Here is a 13284-nt window from a genome sequence, read left to right on the forward strand (position 1 = left end):
GCTCAAAAAACTAGTATTTTTTTCCACTCTAGTTTAAGGTATAATAAACAAAATACTCATGACAGAGGTGCCAAATGAAAATTGTTCACACTAAAGATACTATGAGTGATATCTACATAGATGCAGTTAAAATTCGTCGTCAGGTGTTTATGTTAGAACAAGGAGTTCCTGGTGAAATTGAAATCGATAAATATGAAGCAGCTTGTATTCATTTTGTTTTGTATGGCGATAACAACGAGGCTATTGCTACTTGTCGTTTATTGCCGCTTACCGAGGGAATGATAAAATTACAGCGAATGGCTGTTCAAAAAGAGTTTAGAGGTCATGATTATGGTCGTGTGATCGTAGAAAGTGCTGAGCAATTTGCAAAAGAGCAAGGTTACAACACGATTACTTTGGGTGCTCAAATTACTGCACTTGGCTTCTATGAAAAAATGCGATATATCAAAGAAGGTGAAATGTTTCTTGATGCCGCTATTGAACATTATCAGATGAATAAACAGTTTTAGTTTATCTAGCCAAATAAAAAGTAACCCAAGTAAAACTTAATCAAGTTCTACTTGGGTTACTTTTTTTCATTTAGCATCTTACATTGGCTATTTCTTTGATAGCTCTTGGTATCTCTTATACCAAATATCGACATAGGCTTCAGAAAACGGGCCTTTTTCATTATTAATCCAATCCACTAACGTCTTAACATTTTCTTTTAGAATAAAATCAATATCTTCAGGATACTCCATTATTTTGCTATGAAATTCATATTCATCGACATCTAATAAGCGTTTTTCCCCATCAGGAAAAACTTTGATATCCAAATCGTAATCAATATATTTCAACGCTTCATCATCTAAAAGATAAGGTGACGCCAGATTGCAGTAATAAGAAACCCCCTTTTCTCTAATCATCGCTATTATGTTGAACCAGTATTTTTTATGAAAATAAACAATAGCTGGTTCACGAGTAACCCAACGCCTACCATCAGACTCTGTCACCAAAGTATGATCGTTGACACCAATCAAAGAATACTCGCTTGTTTTTAATACCATAGTATCTCGCCATGTTCGATGCAAATGTCCATCGTGTTTGTAACTTTGAATCGTTACAAATTCACCTTCTTTTGGAATTGCCATAGTCCCCCAACTTTCCCTAGTACGAAAAATCGCTTCTCAAAGCTGATTACTCTTCGTTTGGGTGTTCATTACACCGATATCATTATAATTATATCATAATTTTCAGCTTTGCATACTAAGTAGTTTGTTTTCTCACAGCAATCAAGAATATCTTTTGAAATATAGAGAATTATTTTAGTTTTTTGAAGTTGAAATTGAGGTAATTAAAAAAGTCTAGTTCTAAATAGAGCTAGACACATTTGAACCAAGTGTTCATGTTTACCGTGCAATATTTCAATCCACTAGCTCTAAACAGAGCTAGACGAACACGGTTCGGACATCAGCTGGTCAAGTGATGTATTTCAATCCACTAGCTCTAAACAGAGCTAGACTTATAAGCTGTTTTATCAAAGTTGCTATAATGAGATTTCAATCCACTAGCTCTAAACAGAGCTAGACGGCAAAACACGGCGAACCTTTCCAACTGGTCAAGGATTTCAATCCACTAGCTCTAAACAGAGCTAGACCGTGAAATTGACAAAAATACATAACATATCTTCACCATTCCACCACTAAAACTAGTATAACATTAAATTTAAATGAGAAAAAGCTTCTTTTCCTACTAAAATCAGCAAAATTCTAGTACGAATCTCCTAGGCTTTTTATGCGCACTTGGGGTTAGCACCAAGAAATTATTCTTTTTTTCTAAATTCTTTTTTGTACAGATCTAACATCTTTTGCTGGGGTTTTGGAAAAACATAGTTTGAGAATGTTTCTTTTGTTGCCCAAGCTTGGTTTTCATTCTTAACTGTTAATCCTGTTTGACGCCCATAAAAAACCAGGATATGCCATTTTAAATGACTGAAAATATGTGTTACTTCTCCTAAGGTTCGCTTTTGCCAAACAACTTGTGAATAATCTTCGAAAATTTCTGAATTTTCTTCAGCAACTAACAGTGGTTCTTCAAAATTAAGTGATAACTGCTGATCTTCTTTCACCCACATTTTCTGTAGAAACTCGAAGTGCTCTTTACTGACCTCTTCGATCGGGAACAACCACATATTTGCTAGTAAGCCTTTGGGATCACGCTGTTCTAGTAAAAATTCTTGTTGATTATTTTCAATGATTCCACCAATGTAATAAACATCTTTTGGTTTCATTTTTTTTGATTTAACTGGAAAATTTGTCATCGTGTTATTTTTGTAACTCAAGCAATAAGATTGGATTGGGCACTCTTCACACTTTGGTGATGTCGGAGTACAAATACCTGAACCTAGATCCATCATTGCTTGATTAAAATCACCTGGCCGCTTCTGATCAATGATTCTATACATTGCTTCTTCAAACACTTTGCGACTACTTGGTTTGGCAATATCATCACTGATCTCAAATAAACGGCTGACCACTCGCATAACATTGCCATCGATCGCAGGCTCTGGAATTTGAAAGGCAATACTGCCGATTGCACCTGCTGTGTATGGTCCGATTCCTTTTAGTTGGCGAATTTCTTCAATGGTTTGAGGCATCTGACCATCAAACTCAGTCATGATCTGCTGCGCTGCAACTTTTAAATTTCTGGCTCTAGAATAGTAGCCTAAACCCTCCCACGCTTTCAATAAACGATCATCCGGCGCCTCAGCTAAGTCTTTGATCGTTGGAAACCACTCCATAAAACGATAATAATAATCAATTACCGTATCCACACGAGTCTGTTGTAACATGATTTCTGAAATCCAAATACGATATGGATCTAAATTAACACGCCAAGGTAAATTTCGCTTTTCTTTTTCATACCAATTAATAAACTCTTCCTGAAAAGCCTGCAGTTCAGTAGCACTCCAAGTTTCCCAATACTTCTCATTCTTCATTCTCTAATTCCTTTTCATCAAAATATTGCTGAATCAAATCTGAGTCAAAACGTTTTTGAAATAGTCCTTGTTTAACTTTCATCACACGTTTATAAGGATCCAATTTACGGTGTTTTTCCCATAATTTATCGCCTTCTTTTCTGATCACATCTAATTCTTGTTCTTCATCTTTTTCAAAGGATAGCTCTTCAAGCGCTAAATCGATCACTTCCCGATTGAACCCTTTTTGCATCAGGTGCATTTGAACTTTTTGTACAGCATCTTTAAAACTCTTTGTTCGATAACGTCTCATCGCTTTTTCCGCTGTTGCTTTTGCTACTTCTACTTGATCATCCATAGTATAAAAAGTTAACCCATGTTGAATGTCTTCTTCATTCAAGCCTTTTCGTTTTAGTTGTTGTTCGATCATTTTGGGTCCTTTATCGCTTGTTCGCATTAAGGTACGGACATAACTTTCACTAAAAATTTTATCGTCTAAGAGGTTCATTTCTTCCAGGCGAATCACAATTGTTTTGCGATCTTCTGGCAAGATTTCTTTTTCCTTTAAATAATCTAAAATTTCTTTTTTTGAGCGTAATTGATAACTCAAGTAATTTAATGACATTTGTAAACCAACATCATAAGAACCTGATTTTTTTATTTGTTCGATCTCGGATTCTGTCAATTCTTGGCCTTTTAATAGGCGCTGGCGAACTAAGGTATCCTCTGAGACCCGTAATTTTTCTCCTGAAGACAGCCAGATAAGATAAAACTGACCTTTGTCTTTGGTGATTTTTGTAATTGTTTCCATCTTTCTCCGCCTTTCTAGTGAGAACATATATTCTACTATAACATACATTTGCTAGAAGCTAAACTAGGCAAATTGTGCTAAAATAAGAAATATCGTTATATTTGATTAACAGATCTTCGGATCAAAAGGATGGAATTATGACCACACAACTTTTAAAAGAGGGACAAACGATCCCTTTAAAAATAAAACGTTTAGGGATCAACGGAGAAGGTATTGGCTATTATAAAAAGACGATTGTTTTTGTTCCAGGCGCTTTACCAAAAGAAGATGTCTCAGTAGAAATCACTAAAATAGCTCCGCGTTTTGTGGAAGGGCAATTAAAAAAAATAGTAAAGGCAGCACCTGAACGGGTCGTACCACCCTGTCCTGTTTATGAAACATGCGGTGGCTGTCAGCTGCAGCATTTAGCTTATCCAGCCCAGCTACTTTTCAAACAAGATTTATTGAAGCAATCATTAAATAAATTCAGACCAAGAAATTTTGAAAACTATTCAACACCTAAAACGCTGGGAATGAAAAATCCTTGGAATTATCGTAATAAAGCGCAATTTCAACTACGGAAAATCGATGGTGAAGTGGAAGCTGGTCTTTACCAAGCTGATTCTCATCGCCTAGTTCCTATCGATGATTGTCTAGTTCAACAACCTGCGACAACTAAAGTTATGAACGCCTTGGTAGAATTGCTGAACAAATACCAGTTACCGATCTATAACGAACGGAAAAACAGTGGTATTTTCCGAACACTCATGGTGCGTGTCGGTATTAAAACGAATGAAGTTCAGGTCGTTTTTATCACACAATCCGTAAAATTCCCACAAAAAAAAGCCTTGATCGATGAAATTACACAGCACTTGCCAGAAGTGGTATCGATCATGCAAAACGTTCAAAACAAAAGAACTTCAATCGTCATGGGTGATGAGACAATCCATGTTTGGGGCAAAGAAAGTATTGAAGAGAAGATCAATGAAGTAACCTTCGATTTATCTCCTAGAGCATTTTTCCAGTTAAATCCTGAACAAACTGAAGTGTTATACAGCGAAGCTGTGAAAGCGTTGGATTTACAGCCCAACGAAACAGTTGTAGATGCTTACTGTGGTGTTGGAACAATTGGTTTAAGTATTGCCAAACAAGCGAAAGAAGTTCGTGGAATGGATATTATTCCAGCTGCGATCGAAGATGCTAAAATGAATGCTGAACGCTTAGGTGTCACAAATACCCATTATGAAGTAGGAACAGCCGAAGAGTTGCTACCAAAATGGCTTCAGAATGGTTTTAAACCTGATGCGATCATTGTTGATCCACCAAGAACTGGATTGGATCAAAAGCTACTAAAAGCAATCTTAAAGCAACCTCCGAAGAAGATGGTTTATATCTCTTGTAATGTGTCCACACTTGCAAAAGACTTAGTTGATTTAGCTAAAGTCTTTGATGTGCACTATTTACAATCTGTAGATATGTTTCCACAAACAGCTCGTTGTGAAGTTGTTGTGAAATTGACTAAAAAATAGATAAATAAGGGTAGGGATATGACTCACGGAGTGTATCCCTACCCTTTTATTTTTTTGTTCAATATCTTTATAGAAAAACTTGTACTTTTGAAATAGTTACATTCAAATAAATAATGATGAAATCAGCTAAAGTATAATGTTCATTTAAAAAAACAATAGAAACATTAAAACACTCTATATGTTATAATAAAATTAATAAAAGGAGGATTTTAGATGAAAAAAATAATTACAGGTTGTTTGTTGTCAGTTTTATTGCTTTCTACAGTTCCATTTCAGGTTTACGCTGTTGAAAAAAGTACAGATCAATTAGTTCCCCAGATATTAAGAACACAGAAAGCTTCACCAGTTACTCCCGACTCATTTAAATTAGGGGTTGATGATTATGTAACTGGACTGTTAGACAAAACTGTACGAAAAATCATTCTCTATGTTAATGGTTCACAGATTCGAACGGGTAAAATCTTTAAAGATCAAACCTTTGAAGTCAAGGCTAATGACGTGATTCACAGCCTTTTCGATCATGTAGAAATTGTTGCCTTGAATAAGAGCGGTCACGAGATTGATCGACAAAGAGTCTCACTCGAAAGTGAATATATTAATCTCTCTGCAGAAGATTTTTCTCTTTATGATGAAGAGATCAAAGGCCTTGCTGGTAATAAAATGGATTTAGTCAGTTTAATAATCAACAATGAATGGATTCGTTCGGTGGAAGTTGCTCATGATGATTCGTTTGCACTCCCGGTTGAAGAGGACGATATTTTTGATGAAGAAGACATTGTCGAAATCGTTGGTTCTCTCTCTGGTAAAGAACTAGCCAGAATTACTGTTCCCGTAAATCCAATTGACCTCCAAGCTGAGCTACAGGAGTTTGATTTTGGAACAGATCAAGTAGTCCGCGGAAAAATCACAGGAAAAGCGGCGAAAAATGCTAGAAAAGCCCAGCTTTATGTCAATCGTAAGCGCTATGCTATTGTTGATATCCAAGCAGATGGTAGTTTTGAAATCAAGGTATCTCGTTATATAACAAATGAAAAAGATGACGTGAAGGTGGCTATTTTGAATCAAAAAGATATCGAAATCGGCCGCTATCAAGTAACTTTTAAACTTGATGAAGAGGGCAACGATACTGGAAGTGGTAGTGAAAATGGCGAAGATGGTGGGAACGAAACAGGTAATGAAGAAACCTCAAGCACTGAAAAAAGACCTTTACAGGATTGGTTTGAAGATTATGAATTGTCTCGATTAGTTGCTGAACAATTATCTTGTGAAATTAACTATCCTGTGAGTCAAGAAGATTTATTAAGGGTGGAAACTATTGATGAAAACGCTTGGTATGGAGTCCCTTCTTCTAAAGGATTAAGCTATTTGCGAAATCTAAAGACTTTGCGTATGAATTTTTTAAATTTGGAGTCAGATTTGAACAGAGCTTTGATTATTCTGAGTGATTTCAAAGAATTAGAAAGCCTTTTTATAGGCGAATCAAATCTTAATGAGACTTCTTTAGAAAATCTTGGAAAATTAACGAATTTAAAAAATTTAAGTCTCGAGGAATGCAACCTTACTAATTTACAATTTGCCAGTAACCTACTTAGTTTAGAGAAAATTAGTATTCTTGATAACAGTATCTCTGATGTCAGCCCTTTAGCTAGTCTAAAAAAATTAACGTACATTGAGGCTCGACGTAATAATATTAAAGACATTTCCTCTTTGAATCCAAGTCAAATAAGTAGTTCTGTATTCTGGAGTTTTAGCAATCAAGAAATCACATTAGAAAAACAATCCCTTTCTAACAAAGGCACTTTGACTTTACCTATACCAATCAAAGGAATTTCTGGAAAAGTAATTGAACCTGATTCAATTAGTGATGAGGGTGTTTATGAAAACCAACAAATTACTTGGCAACTACCAGGTTCACTAGGTAAAACAACATTTACCTTTTCTGAAAACTCACTTGCTGAATACGGATATATATATTTCAATGGTACTGTTTCAGTGCCGTATACAAAATAACATCAAACAAAGTAATAAGCATTTGAGTTACTAAACTTTACTATTTAATTAGGCTGCTATCCTTCTACATCAAAAAAGGATAAGCAGCCTGATTTTTTTCTCATTCTATTAAATACAGCCATCCATCAGCATTTTAAAAATAGGAATTAGTTTTTGCTTGATTTCAAATTTTACAAGCTTAGAGTTAACTTTCCAAAAGACTACTACAGCTCTTCCCCATTACTTGCAATCACTTGCTTCATCCAAGCGTAACTATCCTTTAAAAAACGTTTTTGACTCCCCTTTCCATAATCATCTTGATCTACATAAATAAACCCGTAGCGTTTACTCATTTCCGAAGAAGAGCAGCTAATAATATCGATTGGTCCCCAAGCACAATATCCCCTAAGGTCAACGCCGTCTTTGATCGCTTCTTTCATTTGCTCGATATGTGCTCGGTAATAATCGATGCGATAGTCATCGTGAACACTACCATCTTCTTCTAACTGATCATAACAACCAATACCATTTTCAGTGATATAAATTGGACATTGATAACGATCATAGAAGGAATTTAATAACGTTCTTAACCCAAGTGGATCAATCGTCCACCCCCAAGGATTTGCAGGAAGTGATTTATTTCGATAAGGCTCATCGTGTTTAGCATCGCAAATTTGAGTATAGTAATAAGAAAATGATAGATAATCGGCTGTATTTTTTAAAATTGTTTCATCTTCTTCAGCAAATTCAAGCTTAATACCACGTTCTTCAAAATAACGAAACGCATAACCTGGATAATATCCTCGTAGTAATACATCGGCAAAGAAATACTGCATTTGGTTGATTTTCAAGGTTGCTAGCACATCTTCTGGATTACAAGTAGCCGCATATTCTGGCCCGCCACAAAGCATCATGCCAACTTGATAATTTTCATCGACTTGATGAGCGTATTCAGTAGCCAAAGCTGTTGCTACCATCATATGGTGAACGCCTTGATATTTCGCTTGCTGTAAATTTTCCACTTGATCCTCTGCAATGCCTAAATGGTTGAACGATTCATGACCAATCAAATTGATTTGATTGATAACAATCCAATATTTTACTTTGCCTTGATAGCGGTCAAAAATAACTTTACAATAGCGAACAAAGAAATCAACTACTTCTCTTGAATACCAACCTTGATAATTCAATGTAAGGTTCAGTGGCATTTCATAATGAGAAAGAGTGATCATCGGTTCCATCCCATTAGCAATCATTTCATCAATCAATTTATCATAAAAAAGTAGCCCTGCTTCATTTGGTTCCAGTTCATCACCATTTGGGAAAATCCGTGACCAATCGATTGATGTTCTAAATAACTTTAGCCCCATCTCTCCTAGTAACTTTAAATCGGCTGGATATGTTTCTTTAAAATTGATCCCCCATCTTTTCGGAAAAATTCCCGTTTTACTATGAAGAGCTTCTTCAATATAGGTTGTAGAAATCTCAGCATTCGATCTTTTTTCTAGTGGTAGATCCGCTCTAAATTCATTGATATCCGCAACGCTTGTGCCTTTGCCTTCATATTCATAAGCGCCTTCACATTGATTAGCTGCAACAGCTCCGCCCCATAAAAAATCTTTTGGAAATCCAGTTGGTACCTGATACATAGCTTTGGCCTCTTTTCTTTATTTTTTTTCAAGTGATGATAAGCGTTCATCGATTTGTTTCGCTATTTTAATCAAGTGATTAGCCATGTTGATTTCACTATAAATCGTCATTAAAGTATCCTGAGCATGTGTAAACAATAGTGAATGCTCATGTACGTTGATTTCTTCACTCATTTCACTTTGAATTGCTTGTGTCTGAACTTTATGTGCCGCTGTTATATTGGTTTTAGCGACTTTCATTTCTTCAGCTGCTGTTTCAAAATCGTTTTTCTCAGTTGCCATAAGGGCATTTTTACAATTAACTCTGGCATCTCCAGCAAATAAAATAATTTTCATGGCTTGTTGTGACAATAAATCGTCCATCTATTAAGTCTCCTTCAACGTTTGATTTTCTGCTTTGGTTTCTTGATCATCGTATGCTTTAAAAAATGGATACCAAATGGCCGTGGATATCGCAAAAATGACCAGCATTAAAATAATTCCAGTGATTGTCCCGGTCGTAAACCACGTAGCAAATGGAAATGGACAATACCATAATTCAAATTGAACTTTAGGAATTGGCGCAAAGGGAATGACTTTTGTAAAAATATAAATCACAATTGGCAAAACAATTCCCTGTAGCCACATCGGAATCATCAATAACGGATTCCAAGCGACTGCTCCAAAAATCACGGGTTCATTGATATTAAAAATCGACGGTACGATACAAGCTTTGCCTAATGCACTGATTTTCTTAGAGCGAGCCCGCATCATCATTAATACCAGCGGCATCGTACAACCAATTCCTCCAATCCATAGATAAGCTGAGTATAAAGTACTGCTTGTCACCAAATTTAAGGTTTCAACAGAAGCCGTACCATTTTGAACAAGGGCAATATTTTCTGCGATTGCTTTCAATAAAACGGGCTGTACCACTGGCGTTAGCACCCAAGTAGAAATCCCCATTGAATAAAGGAAGCAAATCAAAAACATCATTCCCACAAAACCTCCAGGTGATTCCATAAAACTAGATAGCGGCATGAAAATACTTAAAACAATATTATATAAATCCACTTTCATGATCAAAACAACGACCCAGCCAAAAAGAATAATAATCCCGATCGGTAACATTGAATCAAACCATGCTCTAACAAAATCTGGAATCACGGATTCTTCTTTAAAGAACGTAAATTTTCCTAGCGTAACTAAAACAAATCCAGCAATCAAGCCCGCAACAATTGCCACAAACATCCCGCCAGCACCTAGTGCATCATGTCCAAAACCGACCACACCATCTTTTTCGATTTGTGGTGAAATAATCATCAAGAACAGCACTAAACCGCTCATCCCAGCTACAATTCTTTGTTTGCGCAATCTTTTTTTCTCCATTAAGTTAAATGGAATCAAGAAGGCCACAAACAATGAAATTTTGCCCATCGTCCAGCCAAACGGCACCCAAAAACTTGGTAGAGCTGGAAAATAGTCATTCAAAATAGCCAACATTGAAAAAATCGACCCTAAGAAAATAAAAGGCAACGTCTGCATGATTGAATCTTTAATACTGACAATCCAAGGATTATTGTTTACTTTGTTCATTTTAGGTGAGAAACTATTTTCCAACCAAAAGATCAACTTATTCATATTTACGTCTCCTTTTTCTTCACTGTTCGTCTTCTTTTAACGAACGTAGCAAGTGTTCAACTGCAGCATCCCCATCTAGCGTTGCATAGTACTCTTTTTTCATCAAAATCACTTTAACTGGAAATCCGTGAATAATCTCATCGATTTCATCAATGATATATTCAAGATGCGGTCCGACCATTAAAGCATCGATCTCCTCAATATAATTCTCGATCTCCGATTCACTTCTTGCAACAATACTCATATCTAAATTTTTCACCTTGGCCGCCTTGCGCATATTCGCTGCCATAAACCCACTACTGGCACCTGACCCACAGACTAATAATACGTTTAAATCACTCATGTTTTCTCCTCCTAATTTAAAAGCGTAGCGGGCTCGTCCAGTCTCGACTGAAAAATAGGAAAATCTGTTTGTGTCGCTTTCTGTCACAGGCAGATTTTATCTTTTTTCCGAGAGACTAGCCCGCATAGCTAGATAACATATGATAACAATGTTCCACTTCACTTCAACTTGTACTTTTCAACATTTTAATAACAGAAGGACGCAACGTTTCTTATAGTCACCTTATACCATTCAACATCATCTCAGTTCTTCGTTGTGTCTCTTGGCACGTTTCAAAGTAAAAGTGTAGCAGGCTCGTTCAACTCCGACTGGAAAAAAGAAGCTACCGCTTTTTTCGAATAAAGCAAACTCAGCTCGTTACTATATTCTTATCATCTATGATTTACACTTCTCTATCAAATATGATTTTTTCCTCATCTTCTCAGTTTAGCGGAAACAACTGTACTTGATTTGTTATTTAAAAGCACGAATAATAGAGGTTATAAAAAAGAGAGGAGCAGACATTGTGTCCTTAAACAAGAAAGAAGCAGCCCTAGTAAAGCTATTAATCCAACATCACAATTGGTTATCTGCAACATATCTAGCAGAAGCGCTATCTACATCGACACGAACGATTCGCAATTATGTATCGCGAATCAATCAAAGTGCGAAGCTTGAAATGATCCAGTCTTCTAGGCAAGGTTATAAAATCGACAATACACTTAGAATCGAAGATTTTATTTCTCGAACTGAGCAAGATCTAAATACGCCTATTGAGCGTATAAATTACTTGATGAACCTATTGATCAAGCATAAAAATGTCGATTACTTTGATGTAGCAGAAACCTTATTTGTCAGCATTCCAACTATTGAAAAAGATACCCTCCGCTTACGTAAAAAAATGTCTAAATATCATTTGAAAATCATCAAACATGGGCATTTTCTAAGTATGGAAGGTGATGAATCAAACTTTAGAAAGCTTGCTGGCGATATGTTACAAGATGAAGCTTTACAAAACTTTCAATCTTTGGACCATATTCAGACGATCTTTCCAGAGATTTCTATTGAGACGATCCAAAAAATCGTGATCGACCGCTTAAGTAGCCAGCACCTTTATATTAATGGTTATGCAATCAACAGTTTATTACTACACATTGCGATCGCTATCAATCGTCAGCTCAATCATCAACGCTTTGAGACAGATCTTATTCCTGAACTATTCACGAAGGATCAACTTGAATATTTACTTGCTACTCAGATTGGACAAGATCTCGATCAAGCTTTTGCTGTCGAAATGGACCTTTATGAAATCAACAATCTAACTCTCTTATTAATGACTAAAATCTCTCCAGCTAATGATGCCTTTTTGAAAAATTACATGGAAACTTCAGTTTATACATTTATTTCAACTATGATGGAAACCGTTGCAGAAAAATATTTTATTACACATATCTCAGATGAATTAGTTTTGAACTTAGCAATCCACGTTTCCAACTTGATCTCACGAGCAAAAAACGGAAAACAAGTTCGGAATCCATTATCTGAAGAAATCAAACAATCTTATGCTTTCATTTATGAGGTGGCTGTTTTTATAGCCAAACAAATTCAAAAGCATATCAATATTCCAATTTCAGATGATGAAATCACGTTTATTGCGCTCCATATTGGTTCTTATTTTGAGGAAAAATTCGAGACTGAGAATAAATTAACTTGTGTGATTTATACACCGGAATACTATGATATGCACCAACGTTTGATTTATAAGATCAGTGATACATTCAAATCTAGTTTAAATATTTTAGGAACTTTTTATCGATTGGACACTGAAAGTTTAGCAAAAATAAAGCAAGCAGATTTAACTCTAGCAACTATTGAATTGAAGGAGCTGAAGCATGTCGTCCAAATTTCACCATTTTTCTCAGGAAAAGATACTGAAAAAATCCAGCAATCCATACAAATAGTGAAACAGGAGAAATTACTGAACTCATTAAAAGAAAGCATTCAAACTTACTTAACACCTGAACGATTTCAACGAAATATTTATTTAAAAAATCCTACTGAATATATTGATCATTTGGGTACTCAATTGGTTGAACATAACTATATAGATACTCACTTTATTGAATTAATCAACGAGCGCGAAAAAATGTCAGCCACCTCATTCAATAATTCAGTAGCTTTACCTCATGCCATTGAAATGAGTGCAAATAAAACGGGGATCTCGATTATTTTAAACGATCGACCTGTCAAATGGGGAACCCACTACGTGCAAGTCATCATCATGATCGTTATGAATCAGAATGATATGAAAAAATTTAGGCAATTATTTGATTTTATGATTGATACATTTTCAAATCAGAAAAAATTGGAAACCCTTTTAAAGGTTGAAGATTATGAAGAATTTATTGATGAATTGTTCAATTAATTAT

11 protein-coding genes are annotated in these 13284 nt (G+C 35.6%); 4 read left to right on the forward strand and 7 right to left on the reverse strand.

From position 1 onward, the window contains the following. The first annotated feature begins 74 nt into the window (after positions 1-74). Entirely contained in the window at positions 75-509 is a 435-nt protein-coding gene (locus ATZ35_RS00580; protein WP_208928433.1) for a GNAT family N-acetyltransferase, read from the forward strand. An 87-nt stretch (positions 510-596) separates the two neighbouring features. Here the strand turns inward: ATZ35_RS00580 and bph are convergent, their stop codons facing one another. The 3 genes from bph to recX form a co-directional block, all read right to left on the reverse strand. Beyond that, the gene (gene bph / locus ATZ35_RS00585) at positions 597-1130 is read right to left on the reverse strand and encodes a biofilm phosphatase Bph (RefSeq protein WP_086278795.1); all 534 of its coding nucleotides are present in this window, start codon (positions 1128-1130) and stop codon (positions 597-599) included. A 671-nt stretch (positions 1131-1801) separates the two neighbouring features. Next, a complete protein-coding gene (gene mutY, locus ATZ35_RS00590; protein ID WP_208928436.1) occupies positions 1802-2977 on the reverse strand; it encodes an A/G-specific adenine glycosylase in 1176 nt (391 codons plus the stop codon). Beyond that, positions 2967-3767 (reverse strand): recombination regulator RecX, encoded by an 801-nt coding sequence (gene recX, locus ATZ35_RS00595; protein ID WP_208928439.1) that lies wholly within the window; start codon positions 3765-3767, stop codon positions 2967-2969. Before recX ends, mutY begins: the two co-directional genes overlap by 11 nt. Positions 3768-3904: 137 nt before the next feature. On the opposite strand from recX, the gene rlmD reads away from it, so the two are divergent. Both rlmD and ATZ35_RS00605 read left to right on the forward strand, forming a co-directional pair. Further along, entirely contained in the window at positions 3905-5275 is a 1371-nt protein-coding gene (gene rlmD, locus ATZ35_RS00600; protein ID WP_208928442.1) for a 23S rRNA (uracil(1939)-C(5))-methyltransferase RlmD, read from the forward strand. Between the two features lie 213 nt (positions 5276-5488). Beyond that, on the forward strand, positions 5489-7285 hold the full coding sequence (locus tag ATZ35_RS00605) for an immunoglobulin-like domain-containing protein (protein WP_208928445.1): 1797 nt from the start codon (positions 5489-5491) through the stop codon (positions 7283-7285). A gap of 203 nt (positions 7286-7488) precedes the next feature. Here ATZ35_RS00605 and ATZ35_RS00610 read toward each other — a convergent pair whose 3' ends face one another. From ATZ35_RS00610 to ATZ35_RS00625, 4 genes are read right to left on the reverse strand one after another with little or no spacing between them, the layout of a single operon-like run. After that, positions 7489-8913 (reverse strand): glycoside hydrolase family 1 protein, encoded by a 1425-nt coding sequence (locus tag ATZ35_RS00610; RefSeq protein WP_208928448.1) that lies wholly within the window; start codon positions 8911-8913, stop codon positions 7489-7491. Positions 8914-8931: 18 nt separating this feature from the next. Beyond that, entirely contained in the window at positions 8932-9276 is a 345-nt protein-coding gene (locus tag ATZ35_RS00615; protein ID WP_208928450.1) for a PTS lactose/cellobiose transporter subunit IIA, read from the reverse strand. A 3-nt stretch (positions 9277-9279) separates the two neighbouring features. After that, positions 9280-10533, reverse strand: a complete 1254-nt coding sequence (locus ATZ35_RS00620) for a PTS sugar transporter subunit IIC (RefSeq protein ID WP_208928453.1) — start codon at positions 10531-10533, stop codon at positions 9280-9282. Between the two features lie 19 nt (positions 10534-10552). Then, positions 10553-10876 carry a PTS sugar transporter subunit IIB gene (locus ATZ35_RS00625; RefSeq protein WP_208928456.1) on the reverse strand — a complete coding sequence of 108 codons (324 nt, stop codon included), beginning with the start codon at positions 10874-10876 and terminating at the stop codon, positions 10553-10555. 505 nt (positions 10877-11381) lie between these two features. Between ATZ35_RS00625 and ATZ35_RS00630 the strand changes: the two genes are divergently transcribed. Continuing rightward, the gene (locus tag ATZ35_RS00630) at positions 11382-13280 is read left to right on the forward strand and encodes a BglG family transcription antiterminator (protein WP_208928459.1); all 1899 of its coding nucleotides are present in this window, start codon (positions 11382-11384) and stop codon (positions 13278-13280) included. The last annotated feature ends 4 nt before the right edge of the window (positions 13281-13284 follow it).

It is taken from the genome of Enterococcus rotai (assembly GCF_001465345.1).
In the GTDB taxonomy this organism is placed as follows: Bacteria; Bacillota; Bacilli; order Lactobacillales; family Enterococcaceae; genus Enterococcus_L; species Enterococcus_L rotai.

Excerpts from the sequence above, each read along its gene's own strand:
- mutY (WP_208928436.1), bottom strand. The coding sequence starts at position 2,977 with ATGAAGAATGAGAAGTATTGGGAAACTTGGAGTGCTACTGAACTGCAG.
- ATZ35_RS00580 (WP_208928433.1), top strand. The coding sequence starts at position 75 with ATGAAAATTGTTCACACTAAAGATACTATGAGTGATATCTACATAGAT.
- ATZ35_RS00620 (WP_208928453.1), bottom strand. The coding sequence starts at position 10,533 with ATGAATAAGTTGATCTTTTGGTTGGAAAATAGTTTCTCACCTAAAATG.
- ATZ35_RS00625 (WP_208928456.1), bottom strand. The coding sequence starts at position 10,876 with ATGAGTGATTTAAACGTATTATTAGTCTGTGGGTCAGGTGCCAGTAGT.
- ATZ35_RS00605 (WP_208928445.1), top strand. The coding sequence starts at position 5,489 with ATGAAAAAAATAATTACAGGTTGTTTGTTGTCAGTTTTATTGCTTTCT.
- bph (WP_086278795.1), bottom strand. The coding sequence starts at position 1,130 with ATGGCAATTCCAAAAGAAGGTGAATTTGTAACGATTCAAAGTTACAAA.
- rlmD (WP_208928442.1), top strand. The coding sequence starts at position 3,905 with ATGACCACACAACTTTTAAAAGAGGGACAAACGATCCCTTTAAAAATA.
- recX (WP_208928439.1), bottom strand. The coding sequence starts at position 3,767 with ATGGAAACAATTACAAAAATCACCAAAGACAAAGGTCAGTTTTATCTT.
- ATZ35_RS00615 (WP_208928450.1), bottom strand. The coding sequence starts at position 9,276 with ATGGACGATTTATTGTCACAACAAGCCATGAAAATTATTTTATTTGCT.
- ATZ35_RS00610 (WP_208928448.1), bottom strand. The coding sequence starts at position 8,913 with ATGTATCAGGTACCAACTGGATTTCCAAAAGATTTTTTATGGGGCGGA.